We start from the raw sequence: 19,624 nt of genomic DNA, 5'->3' as shown, positions 1-19,624 counted from the left end.
CGTGAACGTCCGGTGAACGGCCCCGGCTCCGTCGATGAGCGGCCCGTCCTGGTCGTTGAAGCGGCCCGGACCCGGTCGTTGAGCGAGGGAGCGCAGCGACCGAGCGGCGGCTCAGCTCAAGGGCTTGAGCTCCAGCTCAGTCGATCCGGCACCGACGGTCGCGAAGGCCGTGTATCCGTCGGCGGCGGAACGCTCGAGCAGCGCCTTCAGGTTCTTGGTACGGCGCTCGAGGCGTACCCGCGCTCCGTCGGCGATCAGGCGGGCCTTGTGCGCGACGAGTTCGGCGACCGGCACATCGGCGTCGTGGATCAGCACGACAGCCCGGGGCGCAGCATCCGTGTCCGACGTCACGAGATCGACCAGTCGCTCGAAGCCGAGCGAGAACCCGACGGCGGGGACCTGCTGTCCCAGGAACCGTCCGATCATGCCGTCGTATCGCCCGCCACCGCCGAGCGAGTAGTCGACCGAGGGGTGCGCGAGCTCCATGATCGTCCCGGTGTAGTACCCCATGCCTCGAACGAGGAACGGGTCGAAGACGAGCGGGATGTCTGCACGGCCGGTGCCCGCAGCGACGGCCTCGCCGATGCCGACCAGGTGCGCCACGACCTCGTCGGGCGCGTTCTCGGGCAGCGCCTTGCGGATCTGCCGCTCGCCGAACGGGTTGAACTCCATGGTCTGCGGGCGACGGAGGAACGCCTCGAACGCGTCGACGGCAGCGTTCGAACTGGGTCCCTGAGCCTGCCGAAGGGCGCGTTCGCGGAGCTCAGCGGCGACCCCGTCCGGACCGATCTTGTCGAGTTTGTCGATCGTGATGAGCACGCCCGGCCGCTCGTCCAACGTGAAGCCGAAGCTCTCCAACATCCAATCCAGAGCCCTGCGATCGTTGATGCGGACGGTCGATCCCTCCAGACCGAGCGCGTCCAGCGCGTCGAGTGAGGCGACCATGAGTTCGGCCTCGGCGCGCGACGAATCGTCGCCGATGACGTCGATATCGCACTGCACGAACTGGCGGTAGCGGCCCTTCTGCGGGCGCTCTGCGCGCCACACCGGGCCGATCTGGATGGAGCGGAAGACGCCCGGCAGCTGACCGCGGTTGCTCGCGTAGAAACGGGCGAGCGGCACGGTCAGGTCGTAGCGGAGTCCGAGGTCGGCGAGCGCTGCGGGGTCTGCGGCGGCTTCGCGGATCGCCTCGGCGTCGAGTCCGCGGCGCAGCACGTTGTAGGCGAGCTTCTCGTTGTCGCCCCCGATCCCGGCGTGCAGGCGCGAGTACTCCTCGAGAGCCGGCGTCTCGATCTCGTCGAATCCGTGCGAGCGGTAGCGCTCGCGGATCACGGAGAGGACGCGCTCACGGCGCGTCTTGTCGGCGGGGAGGATGTCACGCATGCCACGGGGCGGGTTCACGGTAGCCACGCGACCATCTTTCCAGGTCGGAGCTCAACTCTCCGCCGCGCGCACCTGATCTTCCATCTCACGAAGCCGCTCGCGCAGAGCCCGCTCCGCGTCCCAGCCGTTCTCCCTCGCACTCGCCACGAGGGCCAGGAGCGCATCTCCGAGCTCGGATTCCGAGGTCGGCGCCTCTGTGGTCGGAGCGACAGACACGTCCACCCCTGCAGCGCGACCGAGCATCTTCTGGGCGAGGGCGAGGGCGGGCATCCCGCGCGGGATGCCATCGAGAGCGCTGCGGCGCGTGCGCTTCTCGGCGGCCTTGGCGGCGTTCCAGTGCACGAGCACCTCATCGGGGGTGCGAGCGACCGCGTCGGCGAAGACATGGGGATGCCGTCGCACCATCTTCTCGTTCAGCCCCCGCGCGACATCGTCGATGTCGAAGGGATGATCGGGATCCTGCGCGGCGATCGCGGAGTGGAAGAGCACCTGCCAGAGCAGGTCCCCGAGCTCCTCCTGCAGGTCGGCGCGCGAGCCGTTCTCGACCGCGTCGATCACCTCGTGCGATTCCTCGATCAGATACGGGACGAGGTCGCGATGCGTGATCTGCTGGGACCACACGCACGTCTCACGCACCGCTCGCATCGTCTCCGCGACCTGACGCAGCGGATCCTCCGGCGCTTCGGTCACGACGTCTCCCTCCGACGTGCTCATGATGTCGCAGCCGCTGCACGCCGGTACCACCCGGCTCGCAGCGAGACGAAGAAGCCGGCGAGCACGAGAGCGATGAGCGAGCCGATCAGCACCCCGAGGATCGCCTGATCGCGTACCCCGGCATCTCCGGCGAACGCGAGGTTCGCGAGCAGCAGCGACACCGTGAAGCCGATGCCTCCGAGAGTGCCTGCAGCGACGATGTCGGCGAACGGCAGGGCGGGCGGGGCACCGCGCGGACGGATGCGCATCGCGACCCAGCCGAACAGCGAGATGCCGATCACCTTGCCGACGGGAAGCGCGACGACGATGCCCCAGAACGCCGGCGACAGTTCGCTCGGCGCGACCGCCGGGATCACGACGAACGCGGCGACGAAGGCGAACAACGGCAGGATCAGGCCGTTCACCGTGGGCTCGAGAGCGTGCCGCACGCGCGCCGCGGGCACGGGAGCCATCACCAGCCCCAGCAGCACCCCGGCGATGGTCGCGTGGATGCCGGAGGCCGCGACGAGTCCCCAGGCGAGCAACCCGACGACGACCATGAGCACGGCCACGGCCGGGTGTCCGTGGCGGTGCAGCATCCGGCTGAGCACCCAGAACACGGCGACAGCGACGACGGCGATGCCGAGCAGGAGCCACTGCACGTCGTGCGCGAACAGCACGGCGATGAAGACGATGCCGATGATGTCGTCGAGGATCGCCAGCGCGAGCAGGAACACTCGAACCGTGGACGGCAGCCCACGTCCGAACATCGCGAGCACGCCGAGAGCGAAGGCGATGTCGGTCGCAGTGGGGATCGGCCAGCCCGACGCCGTGCCGCTGTCGGCCCCCGCGAACAGCAGGTAGACGGCGATCGGCACGATCACGCCTCCGGCGGCCGCGATCGCCGGCTGGATGGCCTTGCTCGCCGAGTCGAGCTCGCCGTGCGTGAGTTCGTGCCGCAGCTCGATGGCGACGACGAGGAAGAACACCGCCAGCAGTCCGTCCGACACCCAGTGCGCGACCGACAGATCGAGCGCGGTGCCGGGTACGGCGATGTGGAAGTCGAGGATCGCAGCAATCGCGTCATGCGTCGCCAGGTTCGCGAGCAGAAGCCCGAGCCCCGCTGCCAGCAGCAGGAGGACGGCGGGGAACTGCTGGCCACGGAGGTGTTTCGCCGAGATTCGCATCGTGTCCATCGTACGCAGCCGGGTTCGTGAAGAGTTCGTTACGTGCCGTCATCCGTTCAGAGCACCCTTCCCGGCCGGGATACGCTCGAAGGGTGACCCCCGCACAGTCTTTTCCCGAGCCCACGAACACCGAGGCGATCCGCGTCATCGGACGCTTCGAAGCAGGCCGCGGCATTCCCGATGCCATGCGCTCCGACGTCAGGATGCTCGGAGCACTGCTCGGCCAGGTGCTCCGCGAGGCCGGCGGCGACGATCTCTTCGAAGATGTCGAGCGTCTGCGCCTCGCCACGATCCAGGCGTACGACGAGGAGACCCCCGATGCGTTCGACCGCGCGGCGGCCATCGCCGAGTCGTTCACCGTCGAACGGGCGGACGAGGTCGCACGTGCGTTCACGTGCTACTTCCACCTCGTCAATCTCGCCGAGGAGCATCAGCGTGTGCGCGTGCTCCGCGAGCGTGCCGGCCAGCCCGGCCCTTCGACAGGCTCAGGGACCCAGGTCCAGGCCGCCGACACGGTAGCCACCGCGTACGCCCGATTGAAGACGGAGGTGGGCGACGACGAGGCGCGCCGCAGGCTCGAGGGCCTGCGCTTCCACCCTGTCTTCACGGCGCACCCCACCGAGGCGCGGCGTCGCGCGGTGTCCAGCAGCATCCGCCGCCTCTCCGAACTGCTCACGCAGCACGATGCGGCCAGCGAGGGCGGCGCCGAGCAGCACCGCGCACACCGCCGGATGCTCGAGGAGATCGACACGCTGTGGCGCACGGCGCCGCTGCGCGCCCAGAAGCCCACGCCCACCGACGAGGTGCGCACCGTCATGAGCGTCTTCGACGAGACGCTGTTCACGACCGTGCCGCACGTGTACCGCCGCATCGACGACGCGCTGCGCGGAGACGCTTCAGGCTCCAGCGCGCCCATCGTCCCCGCATTCGTGCGCGTCGGATCATGGGTCGGCGGCGACCGCGACGGAAACCCGTTCGTCACGGCATCCGTCACCCGCGAAGCCTCGCAGATCGCCGCTGACCATGTGCTCCGCGGCCTCGAGCGCGCGGTCGAGCGGATCGGCCGCACCCTCACCCTCGACGCGCAGGGCACGCCCCCGAGCGCCGAGGTGACCGCGATCTGGGAGCGCTTCGCCGCCTCTCACACCGAGACCGCGAATGACCTCGCCACCCGCTCCCCCGACGAGCCGCACCGCCGCGTACTGCTGGTGCTGGCGCATCGCATCGCCGCCACGCGGCGTGGCGAGGACGACCGCTACGCCGCTCCCGAGGAGCTTCTGGCGGATCTGCGTTCGCTGCAGTCTTCGCTCGCGGATGCCGGCGCCCGCCGCCACGCTTTCGGCGGCGTGCAGCACCTGATCTGGCAGGTCGAGACCTACGGATTCCACCTGACGGAGCTCGAAGTCCGTCAGCACTCGCAGGTGCACGCCACCGCGCTCGCTGAGATCGAGGGCGGTGGAGCGCTGAGCGCGCAGACCGAGGAGGTGCTGGAGGTCTTCCGCGCCATCGCCGAGATCCAGCGCGACCGCGGCCTCCGCGCAGCCGGCCGCTACGTCGTGTCGTTCACGCAGGCGGCATCCGACCTCGCGGCCGTGCATCGTCTCGCGAAGCACGCGCTGGGCGATGACGCCCCTGTCCTCGACGTCGTGCCGCTGTTCGAGACCTTCGCCGACCTCCAGGCGGCTCCCGAGATCCTCGCCGAAGCCGTGACCTTCCCCGAGTTCCAGGAGCGCATGGCCGCCACCGGCGGCCGCCTCGAGGTCATGCTCGGCTACTCCGATTCGTCGAAGGACGTCGGTCCCGTCGCCGCCAACCTCGCGCTCTACGAGGCGCAGGAGAAGATCGCGCAGTGGGCGAAAGACGAAGGTCTCGAACTGACCCTGTTCCACGGCCGCGGCGGCGCGCTCGGGCGTGGAGGCGGCCCGGCGAACTCGGCGATCCTCGCCCAGCCGCCGCATTCGGTCGACGGCCGCTTCAAGCTCACCGAGCAGGGCGAGGTCATCTTCGCCCGCTACGGCGAGCCCGCCATCGCGATGCGGCACATCGACCAGGTGGCCGCCGCCACGCTGCTGGCCTCCTCGCCCACGGTCGAGGAGCGCACGAGCGAGGCTGCCACCCGCTTCGCGGACATCGCCTCGGTGCTCGACACCGCCTCTCGCGAGCGGTTCTTCTCGTTGGTCAAGGCCGAGGGCTTCGCTCCGTGGTTCGCGACCGTGACGCCTCTCGAGGAGATCGGCCTGCTCGCGCTCGGCTCACGGCCGGCGCGCCGAGGCCTGTCGGTGGAGTCGCTGGAGGACCTGCGCGCGATCCCTTGGGTGTTCGCGTGGACGCAGGCGCGCATCAACCTGGCCGGCTGGTTCGGCCTGGGTACGGCTCTGGCCGCGGTCGGCGACGAGCAGCGTCTCGCCGAGGCCTACCGCGACTGGCCGCTGCTTCGCACGTTGATCGACAACGTGGCGATGAGCCTCGCGAAGACCGACGAGCGCATCGCCCGCCAGTACCTCGAGCTCGGCGACCGCGACGACCTCGCGTCGCTCGTGCTCGACGAGCTGCGGCTGACCCGCGAGTGGGTGATCCGCCTCACCGGCGGCGAGCGCCTTCTCGAGAACAAGCCGATCCTGCAGCGCGCCGTGCAGCTGCGCACGCCCTACGTCGACGCGCTGTCCCTGCTGCAGCTGCGCGCGCTCCGGGCATTGCGCACCGCTCCCGCGACAACCGGCTCCGGTGCCGACGACGAGCAGAGGCGCCTGCTGCTGCTCTCGGTCAGCGGGGTCGCGGCCGGTCTGCAGAACACCGGGTGACCCGGCATCGGCTCGTCACGTGAAGAAGATCACAGCGAGCCTGCCGGTAAAGTGAAAAGCTCCGCCTGATCCGGCGACGAATCGCGCGACACGATCGCTTGCGAGTCCCCCACCGATTCAGAAAGCTCTTCGTGACCCTTTCCACAACCGCAGACTTCCACCCGCTCGCCGAGTCCGTGCAACCCGTGTTCGACACGGTGCTCTCGCGCAGCCCGCACGAGCCGGAGTTCCACCAGGCCGTCCACGAGGTGCTGCACTCGATCGCCCCCGTGCTCGAGCGGCATCCCGAGTACATCGACGGCGGCATCGTCGAGCGGCTCGTCGAGCCGGAGCGTCAGATCATGTTCCGCGTTCCCTGGGTCGACGACGCCGGACGTCTGCAGGTCAACCGCGGCTACCGCATCCAGTTTTCCTCGGTGCTCGGCCCCTACAAGGGCGGTCTGCGCTTCCACCCCTCGGTGAACCTGTCGATCATCAAGTTCCTGGGCTTCGAGCAGATCTTCAAGAACGCGCTCACCGGTCAGGGCATCGGCGGCGGCAAGGGCGGCTCGGACTTCGACCCGCACGGCAGGTCGGATGCCGAGGTCATGCGCTTCTGCCAGTCGTTCATGAACGAGCTGTACCGTCATCTCGGCGAGCACACCGACGTCCCCGCCGGCGACATCGGCGTCGGCGGTCGTGAGATCGGCTACCTCTTCGGGCAGTACCGCAAGATCACCAACCGCCACGAGTCGGGGATGTTCACGGGCAAGGGCACGGCCTGGGGCGGCGCCGAAGTGCGCACTGAGGCCACCGGCTACGGCGCCGTGTTCTTCGCGCAGGAGATGCTCGCGGTGCACGGCGAGTCGCTCGAAGGCAAGCGCGTCGGCATCTCCGGTTCCGGCAACGTCGCCATCTACGCGATCCAGAAGGCGACCCAACTCGGAGCGACCGCGGTCACGACATCCGACTCTTCCGGCTACGTCGTCGACGACGCCGGCATCGACCTCGACCTGCTGCGCCAGCTCAAGGAGGTCGAGCGCGCTCGCATCGTGGAGTACGCGAAGCGCCGTCCGAGTGCGCGCTTCGTCGAGGGCGGCAGCGTCTGGGAGGTCCCCGTGGACATCGCGGTGCCCTCGGCCACGCAGAACGAGGTCAGCCTCGCGGATGCGGAGGCGCTCATCGCGAACGGCGTGCGAGCGGTGTCGGAGGGCGCGAACATGCCCTGCGTGCCCGATGCGGTCGACGCGTTCCAGAAGGCCGGTGTGCTGTTCGCACCGGGCAAGGCCGCGAATGCGGGCGGTGTCGCCACATCTGCGCTCGAGATGAGCCAGAACGCCTCGCGTCAGCGCTGGAGCTTTGGCGACAGCGAGAACAAGCTGCGCGAGATCATGGCGGACATCCATCAGGCCGCCTTCGACGCGGCCGAGCGGTACGACGTCGCCGGCGACTACGTTGCGGGCGCCAACATCGCCGGCTTCGAGCGCGTCGCAGGCGCGATGCGCGCACAGGGCGTCATCTGACGCACGACGTCGATGCGGGGTGGACGGATGCTGCGGCATCCGTCCACCCCGCACTCGCGTGTGGCGTCGCGGATGCCGCTATCCGCCGACCTCGCCATCGTCGCGGTGCCGCGCGAGCGAGGTGCCGTAGCGCTCGGTGAGCTGCACCATGAGGTCAGGGGTGTCGCGATCCACGCCGAACACATGGCCGGGGAAGTCGAGCTCTGGCTGCGCGGCCGCGATCTCCGCGTCGCGATCCGGCGAGAAGAGCTGCACGGGGTCGCCCGCTGCCACCCAGCCGATCGGAACGACCGTCTCCGGCAGCAGCACCGCTCGCCGCATCACGACCGCGTTCACGCGCACTTCGCAGCGATCGCCGACGAGCGCGCCGTTGAAGACGCGCGCGCCGGAGGCGAAGAACACCTCCTCCCCCACCGTCGCGCCCGCGATGCTGGCGAGCGTGCCGATAAGGGTGTGGGCGCCGATGTGCACCGAGTTCGCCGCGGTCGCACGGATCAGCGCGTTCTCCATGACGATCACATGCTCCGCGAGTGTGATGGGGCCGCCTTCGGCGGTGATCACCGCCCCGTGCAGGACCTGGCAGTGCGGCCCGATCTCCACGTCGCCGGAGATCACGGCGGTGGGAGCGACGACGGCGGTGTCATGGATCCGGGGCCGAGCCCCGAGGTGCTCGTACAACATGCGGCCCAGACTAGTCCTGCCTGGGCGCCGATGCCGCAGGCTTCGCTCGGAGAGATGCGCTTCTCTCGGACGGACCGAGGTATTCCGCAGAGGAATGCGCACAGCACCGAGGGAGGTGCACGGCGGATGCCCGCTGCACTACGCTGGCAGGCATGCAATGCAGGTGAGCCGCTCCGACCCGCGCCGTGAGGCCGCCGACAGGCGTGCCCGGCATCACCCTCACCGAAAGCAACGCATGTCCTTCGACGACCTTCCTCTGCTCGGCAAGACCGCTCTCGTCACCGGCGTCTCCCGGCGCCGCGGCATCGGCTTCGCCACCGCGATCGAGCTCGCGCGCCTGGGCGCGAACGTCTTCATCCACCATTTCCGCCCGCACGACCTCGACCATCCCTGGGGCGGTGACGACCTCGACGCGGTTCGCCAGGGCGTGGCCGACGCCCTGACGGCCGGCGCGGTGATGGGCGACCACCACGCCGACCTCCGCGACGCGGGAGCCATCGAGGAGCTCTTGGATGCCGCAACCGCCCTCACCGGCGCGATCGACATCCTCGTCTGCAATCAGGCCATGAGCGGATCCGACGGCACCATCTTCGACATGACCGCCGACCGGCTCGACGTGCACTGGGCCGCGAACGCGCGCGCGTCGCTGCTGCTCACTGCCGGGCTGGCCCGTCGGCTGCGCGACCTGCTCGGCGGCGAGGACGCCGGGCAAGCGCGCCCCGGCGACCGCCTCGGCACTCTCGGGCCATTCGTCCGCCCCACCGGGCACGTGATCTGGATGACGTCGGGTCAGGGTCACGGCCCGATGCGCGGCGAGGTCGCCTACGCCACGAGCAAGGCGGCGCTGGCCGGAATCACCCGCACGGTCGCCGCCGAGCTGCTGGAGGTCGGGTTGGTGCTGAACACGATCAACCCGGGTCCGGTCAACACGGGATACCTCGACGCCGACAGCACCGACCGCGACCTGAGCGAGTTCGAGAAGTGGCTTCCGACGACGCCGTTCGGGCGGGTCGGACGTCCCGACGATCCGGCGCGGCTGATCGGCTGGCTGTCCACAGATGCCGGCTCCTGGGTGGTCGGCCAGGTTCTCACCACCGACGGAGGGCTCTCGCTGGGATGACGCAGGAATTCGCATACCGAGCCATGCCGATCGCCGATGATCCCGTCGTGTACGCCTACGGTCCGGACTCGTCGCAGCGCTCCGAGGTGCTGCCCGGCAGCATCCGCTCGTTCGTGATCGACGACAGTATCGTCTACCCGGGGACTACTCGCACGGTCTGGGTGCACACGCCGCACAGTCACGATCCGTCGGCACCTGCCGCCGTGATGATCTTCAACGACGGTTGGTGGTATCTCGATCCGGACGGCGACGTGCGCGCGGGGATCGTGCTCGACAACATCGCCCCTGAGCTCCCGCCGATGGTGGGAATCTTCGTCGACCCTGGGATGTTTCCAGATGCCGCGGAACCGAAGAATCGCAACAACGAGTACGACGCCGGCGACGGCCGCTACGCGGGGTTCCTACTCAATGAGGTGCTCCCGCGCGTCGCCGAGACCACGGCGCTGACAGATGATCCCCGCCTGCGCGGCATCTGCGGCGGAAGCTCGGGAGGGAACGGGGCGTTCACCGTGGCGTGGCAGCGCCCCGATAGCATCCGACGCGTCATCGCTTTCAACGCCAGCTTCGCGCAGATCCCCGGCGGCAATCCTTACCCCGCATTGATGGCTGCAGGTGCGCGCCAGCCACTGCGAGTCCTGCTGCACGCGGCGCATCGCGACATCGGCTGGAACGATCAGGAGGGGAACTGGTTCGCCGAGAACCTCGAGACAGCGGCAGCTTTGGCGCGGGCCGGGTTCGACTTGCGCTTCGTCGTCGGCGACGGCGGGCACAGTCCGAACCACGGCGGGACGCTGCTGCCCGATGCCTTGCGGTGGCTCTGGGCCTGAATCGGAAGACCGATGTCTCGGCGCACACGGGTCGCTCTCGCGGCGGCGTGCGGAGAGACGACCGTATCAGGCGTCGCTCGAGCCCATCCGCGGCCTCAGCATCGCAGCGATGACGGACGCCAGCGCGGCGGGCAGGAAAGCCATGCCGATGCTCATCGCGCCGAGGAACGCGAATCCGAGCAGAAGGCCGGCGGAGGCGACGCTCACGAGCGGCCACCACCGGCCGCGCGTCACGACCGGGATCAGAGCGATGACGACAGGAATCGCGACGACGAGCGCGAACAGGGGGCCGTTGTACTCCCAGATGCTCAGAGTGCTGGTCGACTCGTTGCCGCGGGAGTCGCTCGTCACCACCGTGTAGCTGGGCATGAACAACACGAGCCCTGCGGTCACAGCCGCGAGCACGAGAGCGAGCACCTGCAGCATCCGCTTGGGAGAAGGTCGTGTCATGTCACTCGGCCTTGACGGGCTCGGGGAAGAGTGCGGTGAACAGCTGCGCGACCCATTCCAGCAGCGCCGCGTCGGCGAGCGGCTCGAGCCCGACGCCGACTGCGGCCGGCACCGTGGGCATCGGCACGACCAGCGCCTCGCCCCCGCCGACCAGCTTCGCCTTCGGGTAGAGCCGCTGCATCCGCACCTTGATCGAGTCCTCGAAGCGCGCCGGCGCGATCCGCAGGTTCGACCCCATCGTGACCACATCGGTCAGACCCGCCCGAGCAGCCCGACGGCGCAGACGCGCGATCGCGATCAGCCCCTCGGCTTCGGGCGGCAGCGCACCGTAGCGGTCGGTGAGCTCCTCGATCACGAGATCGATCGCCTCGTCCTTGGCCGTGGCCGCCGAGGCCGCCGAGAGCTTCTGGTACGCCTCGAGACGCAGTCGCTCGCTGTCGATGTAGTCCTCGGGGATGCGCGCGTCCAGGGGCAGTTCGAGACGCAGCTCCTGGCCGGACTCGACGTCCTCGCCGCGGAAGGTCGAGACGGCCTCGCCGATCATGCGCAGGTACAGGTCGAAGCCGACGCCGGCGATGTGCCCCGCCTGCTCGGCCCCCAGCATGTTGCCCGCGCCGCGGAGCTCGAGGTCCTTGAGCGCGACCTGCATGCCCGAGCCGAGGTCGTTGTTCACGGCGATCGTCTGCAGGCGATCGGCGGCCGTCTCGCTCAGCGGCTTCGCCTCGTCGTAGAGGAAGTACGCGTAGGCGCGCTCGCGCCCTCGGCCGACGCGACCGCGCAGCTGATGCAGCTGGCTGAGTCCGTATTTGTCGGCGCGGTCGATGATGATCGTGTTCGCGTTGGAGATGTCGAGCCCGGTCTCGACGATCGTGGTGCACACGAGCACGTCGAACTTGCGCTCCCAGAAGTCGTCGACCACCTGCTCGAGTTGGTGCTCGCCCAGCTGCCCGTGTGCGACGGCGATGCGCGCTTCGGGCACGAGCTCGGCGATCTCGGCGGCCACGCGCTGGATCGACTGCACCCGGTTGTGCACGAAGAACACCTGCCCCTCGCGCAGGATCTCGCGCCGGATCGCGGCGGCGATCTGTTTGTCGCTGCGGGGACCGACGAAGGAGAGGATCGGATGCCTGTCCTCCGGCGGCGTCTGCAGGGTCGACATCTCGCGGATGCCGGTGACCGCCATCTCGAGCGTTCGAGGGATGGGCGTCGCGCTCATGGCGAGGATGTCGACGTTCGTCTTCATCTTCTTCAGCGCGTCCTTGTGCTCGACGCCGAAACGCTGCTCCTCGTCGATGATCATCAACCCGAGGTCCTTGAACATGACCTGATCGGTGAGGATGCGATGCGTGCCGATGACCATGTCGACCGTGCCGTCGAGGAGGCCGGCGAGGGTGAGCCGGGCCTCTTTGTCGGTCTGGAAGCGCGAGAGCGGGCGCACCTTCACCGGGAACCCGGCGAAACGCTCGGTGAAGGTCTCGAGGTGCTGCTTGACGAGCAGAGTCGTCGGCACGAGCATCGCGACCTGCTTGCCGTCCTGGATCGCCTTGAAGGCGGCGCGCACGGCCACCTCGGTCTTGCCGAAGCCGACGTCGCCCGAGAGCAGGCGATCCATCGGGATCGGCCGCTCCATGTCGGCCTTGATCTCCTCGATCGTCTGCAGCTGGTCGTGTGTCTCGGCGAACGGGAACGCCTCTTCCAACTCGCGCTGCCACGGGGTGTCGGGCCCGAAGGCGTACCCCTTGGCGCTCATGCGCGCCGAGTACAGCTTCACCAGCTCGACCGCGATGTCGCGCACGGCCCTGCGGGCCTTGCCCTTCGCCGCCGCCCAGTCGCTGCCGCCCATCTTCGAGAGGGTCGGCGCCTCGCCGCCCACGTACTTCGAGAGCAGATCGAGCTGGTCGGTGGGCACGAAGAGCTTGTCGCCCGGGTAACCGCGCTTGGAGGGCGCGTACTCGAGCACGAGGTAGTCGCGCACCGACTTGGTCGCGTTGCGGCCGCCGGTCGACACCTCGCGCTGCGTCATCTCGACGAAGCGTCCGATGCCGTGCGTGGCGTGCACGACGAAGTCGCCCTGCTTGAGCTGCAGCGGGTCGACGACGTTCTTGCGCTTCGAGGCGAGCTTCTTGACGACACGCTGGTCTCCGCCGATCGTGCGGCCGTAGAACTCGTTGTCGGTGAGGACGGCGAGCTTCGCCTCGGCGATCTGGAATCCCGCCTCCACGCTGCCCGCTGTGAGGGTGGCGACGCCGGCATCCGGCGCGGCCACGAGATCGTCGACGATTCGGGCAGCGATCCCGCGGTCGGAGAGCACGTCGCGCGCGCGGTCGACCAGGCCGGTGCCGGTCGCGATGACGACGACGCGCCAGCCGTCCTGAATCTTCGCGTCGACGAACGAAATCGCGCCGTCGACGTTGCCGTGGAACGACGGGATGACGGCGGCGTCGACCGTCTCGGCATCCTCTCCCCCCATCGCGAACGGGCTGAGTCGCCACCACACGCCGCCTCGGTCGCGCACGACCTCGCGCAGCTGCGCGATCGTGAGGAAGTCGCCTGCTCCCAGATCGATGGGAGCGGACGCCCCTGAGGTCGCCGCACTCCACGCCGCATCGAGGAACTCGCGGTTCGTGTCGCCGAGGATGATCGCGCGGGCGCTCGCGCGCTCGGGGTCGACCACGGCGGTCGCCGCCCCTTCGGGCATGTACTCGACGAGCGACTTGAGCGGGCCGGCGACGGCGGGAAGCAGCGACTCCATGCCCTCGACGGGTATGCCCTCGGCCATCTTCTCGAGCATCCCCGCGATGGCAGGGAACGCGTCCTTCAGCGCGCGGGCGTTGTCGCGCACATCCTGCGTGAGCAGCAGCTCGCGGCTGGGCGCCAGATCGACGAGATCCACGTCGCCGGGAAGGGATCGCTGGTCGGCGACCGAGAACGCACGGATCTGGTCGACCTCGTCGCCGAAGAACTCGACGCGGTACGGATGTTCGGAGATCGGCGGGAAGACGTCGAGGATGCCGCCGCGCACCGCGAACTCTCCACGGCGCGAGACCATGTCGACGCGCGAGTAGGCGCGTTCGACGAGCTGCTCGGCGACGCCGTCGAGATCGTAGCCGCGGCCTCCGGTCTTCAGGACGACAGGCGCGATCTCGCCGAGGTTGCCGGCGATCGGCTGCAGAGCCGCACGCACCGAGGCCACGACCACGATCGGGTGATCACCCGTCCACCCGGCGACGCGACGCAGCGTCTGCAGACGCTGGCCGACCGTGTCGGGGCTCGGGCTGAGCCGCTCGTGCGGCAGGGTCTCCCAGGCCGGGAAGGTCAGCACCTCCGCATCGGGGATGTACGCGGCGAGAGCCTGCGCAAGGCTTTCGGCCCGGCGCCCGGTGGGGACGACGGCGAGGAGGGCGGCGGGATGCCCTGCGGTGGCGCGCTTGTCGAGGAGCCCCGCGAGCGCAGGCGCGTCGAGCCCGTCGACCAGTCCGAGGTCGGCATCGGTGTGCGCCCAGCTGAGGGCGTCACGGTACAGAGACGCCTCTTCCAAGGCGCGCAGAATCCCCGGAACAGTCACCGGACAAGCTTAGACCGGGGGGTCGGACATCGGCTCCGGCCGAGGTGGGACATAGGATGCCGGGATGGAACCGGTCATCCTCACCACCGACCGCCTCGTCCTGAGCGCACCGACTCTGACGGATGTCGAGGCGATCGAGCACGCGTGCCAGGATCCCGAGATCCCGAAGTGGACGACGGTGCCGAGCCCGTACACGCGGAAGGACGCCGAGGACTTCGTCGATCTCGTCGGCCGATCCTGGGCCACGAAGACGGAGACCGTGTGGGGCATCCGCCATGCCGACGTGCTCGTCGGCATGATCGGACTGCACGACATCGCCGAGCATCACGCCGGCGGCCACGCCGAGCTGGGGTTCTGGGTCGCAGAGCAGGCACGCGGCAAGGGGTACATCGTCGAGGCTGCCGCAGCGGTCGTCGACTGGGGCTTCGCAGAGCTCGGGCTCGCCCGGATCCGCTGGCAGGCTGTCGCCGGGAACATCCCGTCAGCCCGCACCGCCCGCGCACTCGGATTCCGATACGAAGGCCTGCAGCGCCAGGCGCTGACCAGCCCGCGCGGTCGCGACGACGGCTGGCTCGCCGGGCTGCTGGCGACAGATGACCGCGCACCGGTGACGTGGCCGGTGCTCGACTGACCGGCTCGAGAGTGCGGCGCTCTCCGCGGGGACGGATGACAGCGTCGGATGCCGGTGACAGGATTGGTCCATGCCGGAGATGCCGGAAGTACAGGGCCTGACCGCGTTCCTCGCCGAACGCGCCGTCGGACGCACGATCACGCGCGCGACTGTCGCCGCGATCGCGGCGTTGAGGACCTACGATCCGCCGATACACGCGCTGCAGGGCGCCGAGGTGACGGCATCCGCTCGACAGGGCAAGTTCGTCGTGCTGTCCTGCGGACCCGATCTGCATCTGGTGTTCCATCTCGCCAAAGCCGGATGGCTGCGCTGGTTCGATCAGCTCCCGACGACGCTGATCAAACCGGGCAAGTCCCCGATCGCCCTGCGCATCGCCTTCGACGACGGCAGCGGATTCGACCTCACCGAGGCGGGCACCAAGAAGTCGCTCGCGGTGTACGTGGTGCGCGATCCGCATGACGTCCCGGGCATCGCACGGCTCGGACCGGATCCCCTCGACCCCTCGTTCACCCGCGAGGTCTTCGCGGGGCTCCTCGAGGGGCGCCGCACGCAGATCAAGGGTCTGCTGCGCGATCAGGGTGTGATCGCGGGCATCGGCAACGCCTACTCCGACGAGATCCTGCACGCGGCGCGCATGTCGCCGTACGCGATCGCGGCGAAGCTCGACGACGACGAGATCGATCGCCTGTTCGCGTCGATGCACGCGACGCTGACGGATGCCGTGACCGCCGCCGCCGGCAAGCCCCCGGCCGACCTCAAAGACGCCAAGCGCCGCGGCATGCAGGTGCACGCGCGCCGTGGTGAGGCGTGCCCCGTGTGCGGCGACACCGTGCGCAGCGTGTTCTTCGCCGACCGCTCGATGGAGTACTGCCCCACCTGCCAGACCGGCGGCAAGCCGCTGGCCGACCGTCGCCTGTCGCGTCTGCTGAAGTAGCACGCTGCCACCGGCGCCGCACCGTCACGAATCGGTGGAGTGGGGGCCACGTCGCAGTCGCGTTCCGTTCCATGTCGTGGAATGAATCGCTCCCAGGCGCGTTGAGTACACTCAGAGCATCAACGTGCTCCGGGGTCGGTGAGAATCCGAACCGGCGGTGACAGTCCGCGAGAGCCTCGATTCGTCGAGATTCCGATCCGGTGGAATTCCGGTACCGACGGTGATGCGAGAGAGATCTCGCTAGTCCGGAAGGGAGGCAGCACGATGCGCACGCGTGCGCTCGTTGTACCCTTCGTGAACCCCGGAGCCTCAGAGGAGGACGACGGATGGCAGTGAACGAGGCGGAGCGCCACGCGATGACACGCGCTCTCGAACTCGCAGCGCAGGGACCGCGCGGAGCTAACCCGCAGGTCGGCGCCGTCATCCTCTCCCCCGACGGCGAGGTCCTGGCTGAGGGCTGGCACCACGGCGCCGGCACTCCGCACGCCGAGGTCGACGCACTGTCGAAGCTCGCGCCGGGCGCAGCGCACGGCGCGACCGCCGTCGTCACTCTCGAACCCTGCAACCACACCGGACGCACAGGGCCCTGCGCCGTCGCCCTCATCGAGGCCGGCATCGCCCGTGTCGTGTACGCGCTCGACGACCCCGGCGCCGTCTCGGGCGGCGGAGCCGATCGGCTCCGCTCCGCGGGAGTCAGCGTCGAGCCCGGTGAGCAAGCGGATGCCGCGCACGCACTCATCGAGGGGTGGCTCACGGCGCAGCGACTCGGCCGGCCCGAGATCACCGTCAAATGGGCGCAGAGCCTCGACGGTCGCGCCGCAGCATCCGACGGCACAAGCCAGTGGATCACCGGACCCGCCGCCCGCGCCGACGTGCACCGACGTCGCTCCGAGGCGGATGTGATCGTCGTCGGCACCGGAACAGTCCTGGCCGACGACCCCGCGCTCACCGCCCGTGACGGCGACGCCCTCTACGACCATCAGCCGATCCCCGTGGTGATCGGCTCACGCGGAACGCCGGCGGACGCCGCGGTGCACCGGCATCCGCTCTCCCCTCTGTTCTACGACACCCGCGACCTGCGCGCCGTCGTCGCCGACCTGCACGCCCGCGGGGTGCAGAGCGTCTTCATCGAAGGCGGGCCGACGCTCGCCAGCGCGTTCATCGCCGAGGGGCTCGCCGACCGCGTGCTCGCCTACATCGCCCCCGTGCTGCTCGGCGGCGACCGCCTCGCGCTCACCGACATCGGCGTGCCGTCGATCGACGTCGCTCGCCGGCTGACGGTCGATGAATGGGTGCCGCTCGGACCCGACCTGCTCGCGGTCGCCCGCCTCACGGAAGATCTCTTGGAAGAAGGAAAAGCCTGATGTTCACCGGAATCATCGAGGAGATCGGCGAGATCACCGCCATCGCGCCCGCCGGCGACGGCTGGCGCCTGACGGTGCGCGCGCCGAAGGCGGCAGTGGATGCCGTGCACGGCGAGTCGATAGCGGTGTCGGGCGTCTGCCTGACCGTCGTCGGCTCGACCGCCGACACCTTCGACACCGACGTCATGAAGCAGACCCTGGATGTGGCTGCGATCGGCGGCGCCGTCGTCGGCACCCGCGTGAACATCGAGAAGGCGATGCCGGTGGGCGCTCGTCTCGGCGGGCACATCGTGCAGGGCCACGTCGACGGAGTCGGCGCAGTGCTCGAGGTGCGCCCCGGAGCGCAGTGGAGCGTGCTGCGCGTCTCGCTGCCCGCCGACCTCGCCCCTCTCGTCGTCGACAAGGGGTCCATCTCCGTCGACGGCACGTCTCTGACGGTGAGCGCGGTCAGCACGCCGGCCGAGGAGCAGGCCTGGTTCGAGGTCTCGCTGATCCCCGAGACACTCGCCGCGACGACCCTCGGAGCGCGTGTCGCCGGCGATCGGGTGAACCTCGAGACCGACATCCTCGCCCGACACGTCGAGCGTCTGCTCGCATTCCGCGAGATCGCAACGGAAGGAGGCTCGCGATGAGCCTGTCCACCATCCCCGAGGCCATCGAGGCGCTGCGCGCCGGCCGCCCTGTGCTCGTCGCGGATGACGAGAACCGCGAGAACGAGGGCGATGTCATCCTTTCCGCTGAGCTCGCGACGCCCGAGTGGGTGGCGTGGACGGTCCGGTGGTCGTCTGGCTTCATCTGCGCCCCGATGCCGACCGATCTCGCCGACGCCCTGAACCTGCAGCCCATGGTCGCAGTCAGCGAAGACGCCCGCTCGACCGCGTACACGATCAGCGTCGACGCCGCGTCAGGGGTCACCACCGGCATCAGCGCGCACGACCGCGCGCACACGCTGAACGTGCTGGCGAACCCGCAGTCCGGCGCGGGCGATCTGATCCGGCCAGGACACGTGCTGCCGCTGCGGGCTGTGGACGGCGGGGTCCGCGAACGCAGCGGGCACACCGAAGCCGCGGTCGATCTCATGAAGCTCGCCGGACTCCGTCCGGTCGGAGCGATCGCCGAGGTCGTCGCGGAAGACGGCAGCATGATGCGGATGCCGGGGCTCATCGAGCTGGGCGCCCGCGACGGCGTGCCTGTCATCACGATCGAGCAGCTGATCGCGCACCTGAACGAGATCGACCCCGAGGGCGCGTCGACGACCACCACGCGCCGCGTGAGTCTGCGGGCGGACGCCACCGTCCCCACCTCGCACGGCACCTTCCGGTTCCTCGCCTACAAGGACCGCGTGAGCGGAACCGATCACATCGCGGTCGTCAAGGGCGAGCCCGGCGAGACAGCGCTCGTTCGCGTGCACTCCGAGTGCCTGACCGGAGAGGCCTTCGGATCGCTCAAGTGCGAGTGCGGCCCGCAGCTGGACGCGGCGCTCGATGCGATCGAGCAGGAGGGCGGTGTCGTCATCTACATGCGCGGTCACGAGGGCCGCGGCATCGGCCTCATCAACAAGCTGCGCGCCTACAGCCTGCAGGAGGAGGGCCTCGACACGGTCGACGCCAATCTCGCCCTCGGGCTGCCTGCCGACGCCCGCGAGTACGCGGCGGCGGCCGGCATCCTCGCGGATCTCGGAATCTCGAAGGTGCGTCTGCTGACGAACAACACCGACAAGGTGAATCAGCTGCGCAGTCTCGGACTCGACGTGGTCGAGCAGGTGCCGCTGATCGTCGGAGTCGGCCCGAACAACCACCAGTACCTCGAGACCAAGCGTGACCGCATGGGTCACATCATCGATCAGGCGGAGCTCGCAGAGGCTCTCGCTCAAGGAAAGGACCACGCATGAGCGGCGCAGGAGCTCCACAGGCCGGGAACATCGACGGACGCGGGCTGAACGTCGTCATCATCGCCGGCACCTGGCACGAGGTCATCACGGACGGCCTGATCGCCGGAGCCGAGCGCGTTCTGAACGCCGCGCAGGCGACGCATCGCCTGGTGCGGGTACCGGGTTCGTTCGAACTCGCGGTGGCGGCGCAGGCGGCTTTCGCCGGCGGAGCGGATGCGGTGGTCGCTCTCGGTGTGATCATCCGCGGCGGCACACCCCACTTCGAGTACGTCTCGTCGGCCACGACCGACGGGCTCACCCGGGTCTCGCTCGACGCGGGCAAGCCGGTCGGCTTCGGTGTGCTCACCCTCGACGACGAACAGCAGGGTCTCGATCGCGCGGGCATCGAAGGCTCCAAGGAGGACAAGGGAGCGGAGGCGGCGGATGCTGCGCTCCGCACCGCTCTTGTCATCCGCGACCTTCGCGGCTGAGGCTCGCCGCGGCATCCGAGAAAAGGTCAACCGCACGAGACGAGGACGGAATGACCGCGTCCGTCCTTCCTTCGCGCGGTTGACCTCTTCTCATGAGGGCGAAGCCTGCTGAGGCTCGCCTACCT

Annotated in this window: 16 protein-coding genes and 1 riboswitch; of the genes, 10 read left to right on the top strand and 6 right to left on the bottom strand. The window is 69.3% G+C overall.

All coding sequences use genetic code 11. From position 1 onward, the window contains the following. Positions 1 to 111 precede the first annotated feature (111 nt). From hisS to nhaA, 3 genes are read right to left on the bottom strand one after another with little or no spacing between them, the layout of a single operon-like run. Entirely contained in the window at positions 112 to 1,383 is a 1,272-nt protein-coding gene (hisS, locus tag QFZ53_RS08905; RefSeq protein WP_307299377.1) for a histidine--tRNA ligase, read from the bottom strand. A gap of 51 nt (positions 1,384 to 1,434) precedes the next feature. Continuing rightward, complete coding sequence (locus QFZ53_RS08900) at positions 1,435 to 2,097, bottom strand: MazG family protein (protein ID WP_307295530.1); 663 nt, start codon at positions 2,095 to 2,097, stop codon at positions 1,435 to 1,437. Further along, positions 2,094 to 3,272 carry a Na+/H+ antiporter NhaA gene (nhaA, locus tag QFZ53_RS08895; RefSeq protein ID WP_307295528.1) on the bottom strand — a complete coding sequence of 393 codons (1,179 nt, stop codon included), beginning with the start codon at positions 3,270 to 3,272 and terminating at the stop codon, positions 2,094 to 2,096. Before nhaA ends, QFZ53_RS08900 begins: the two co-directional genes overlap by 4 nt. A gap of 83 nt (positions 3,273 to 3,355) precedes the next feature. On the opposite strand from nhaA, the gene QFZ53_RS08890 reads away from it, so the two are divergent. Further along, the gene (locus tag QFZ53_RS08890; RefSeq protein WP_307295527.1) at positions 3,356 to 6,064 is read left to right on the top strand and encodes a phosphoenolpyruvate carboxylase; all 2,709 of its coding nucleotides are present in this window, start codon (positions 3,356 to 3,358) and stop codon (positions 6,062 to 6,064) included. A 131-nt stretch (positions 6,065 to 6,195) separates the two neighbouring features. Beyond that, positions 6,196 to 7,566, top strand: a complete 1,371-nt coding sequence (gdhA, locus tag QFZ53_RS08885) for an NADP-specific glutamate dehydrogenase (RefSeq protein WP_307295526.1) — start codon at positions 6,196 to 6,198, stop codon at positions 7,564 to 7,566. Between the two features lie 78 nt (positions 7,567 to 7,644). Here the strand turns inward: gdhA and QFZ53_RS08880 are convergent, their stop codons facing one another. Next, entirely contained in the window at positions 7,645 to 8,247 is a 603-nt protein-coding gene (locus tag QFZ53_RS08880) for a gamma carbonic anhydrase family protein (RefSeq protein ID WP_307295524.1), read from the bottom strand. Positions 8,248 to 8,482: 235 nt separating this feature from the next. On the opposite strand from QFZ53_RS08880, the gene QFZ53_RS08875 reads away from it, so the two are divergent. Then, complete coding sequence (locus QFZ53_RS08875; protein ID WP_307295522.1) at positions 8,483 to 9,367, top strand: SDR family oxidoreductase; 885 nt, start codon at positions 8,483 to 8,485, stop codon at positions 9,365 to 9,367. Further along, positions 9,364 to 10,194 (top strand): alpha/beta hydrolase, encoded by an 831-nt coding sequence (locus tag QFZ53_RS08870; protein WP_307295521.1) that lies wholly within the window; start codon positions 9,364 to 9,366, stop codon positions 10,192 to 10,194. Before QFZ53_RS08875 ends, QFZ53_RS08870 begins: the two co-directional genes overlap by 4 nt. Positions 10,195 to 10,260: 66 nt before the next feature. Here the strand turns inward: QFZ53_RS08870 and QFZ53_RS08865 are convergent, their stop codons facing one another. Beyond that, positions 10,261 to 10,644 (bottom strand): hypothetical protein, encoded by a 384-nt coding sequence (locus tag QFZ53_RS08865; protein WP_307295520.1) that lies wholly within the window; start codon positions 10,642 to 10,644, stop codon positions 10,261 to 10,263. Position 10,645: 1 nt separating this feature from the next. Then, complete coding sequence (mfd, locus tag QFZ53_RS08860; RefSeq protein WP_307295518.1) at positions 10,646 to 14,209, bottom strand: transcription-repair coupling factor; 3,564 nt, start codon at positions 14,207 to 14,209, stop codon at positions 10,646 to 10,648. Positions 14,210 to 14,273: 64 nt separating this feature from the next. Between mfd and QFZ53_RS08855 the strand changes: the two genes are divergently transcribed. The 6 genes from QFZ53_RS08855 (at position 14,274) to ribH (ending at position 19,499) form a co-directional block, all read left to right on the top strand. Next, positions 14,274 to 14,840, top strand: a complete 567-nt coding sequence (locus tag QFZ53_RS08855) for a GNAT family N-acetyltransferase (protein ID WP_307295516.1) — start codon at positions 14,274 to 14,276, stop codon at positions 14,838 to 14,840. Between the two features lie 70 nt (positions 14,841 to 14,910). Beyond that, a complete protein-coding gene (locus tag QFZ53_RS08850; protein WP_307295514.1) occupies positions 14,911 to 15,774 on the top strand; it encodes an Fpg/Nei family DNA glycosylase in 864 nt (287 codons plus the stop codon). Positions 15,775 to 15,895: 121 nt separating this feature from the next. Further along, positions 15,896 to 16,040, top strand: a riboswitch (FMN riboswitch). Positions 16,041 to 16,100: 60 nt separating this feature from the next. Then, complete coding sequence (gene ribD / locus QFZ53_RS08845) at positions 16,101 to 17,138, top strand: bifunctional diaminohydroxyphosphoribosylaminopyrimidine deaminase/5-amino-6-(5-phosphoribosylamino)uracil reductase RibD (protein ID WP_307295512.1); 1,038 nt, start codon at positions 16,101 to 16,103, stop codon at positions 17,136 to 17,138. Next, positions 17,138 to 17,770, top strand: a complete 633-nt coding sequence (locus tag QFZ53_RS08840; RefSeq protein ID WP_292906571.1) for a riboflavin synthase — start codon at positions 17,138 to 17,140, stop codon at positions 17,768 to 17,770. The genes ribD and QFZ53_RS08840 overlap by 1 nt, the downstream gene beginning before the upstream one ends. After that, the gene (gene ribA, locus QFZ53_RS08835) at positions 17,767 to 19,029 is read left to right on the top strand and encodes a GTP cyclohydrolase II (RefSeq protein WP_307295509.1); all 1,263 of its coding nucleotides are present in this window, start codon (positions 17,767 to 17,769) and stop codon (positions 19,027 to 19,029) included. The genes QFZ53_RS08840 and ribA overlap by 4 nt, the downstream gene beginning before the upstream one ends. Next, entirely contained in the window at positions 19,026 to 19,499 is a 474-nt protein-coding gene (gene ribH, locus QFZ53_RS08830; RefSeq protein ID WP_292906567.1) for a 6,7-dimethyl-8-ribityllumazine synthase, read from the top strand. The genes ribA and ribH overlap by 4 nt, the downstream gene beginning before the upstream one ends. Positions 19,500 to 19,624 lie beyond the last annotated feature (125 nt).

This window comes from Microbacterium natoriense (assembly GCF_030816295.1).
GTDB lineage: Bacteria > Actinomycetota > Actinomycetes > Actinomycetales > Microbacteriaceae > Microbacterium > Microbacterium natoriense_A.
This window is presented reverse-complemented; position numbering and strand designations above follow the sequence as displayed.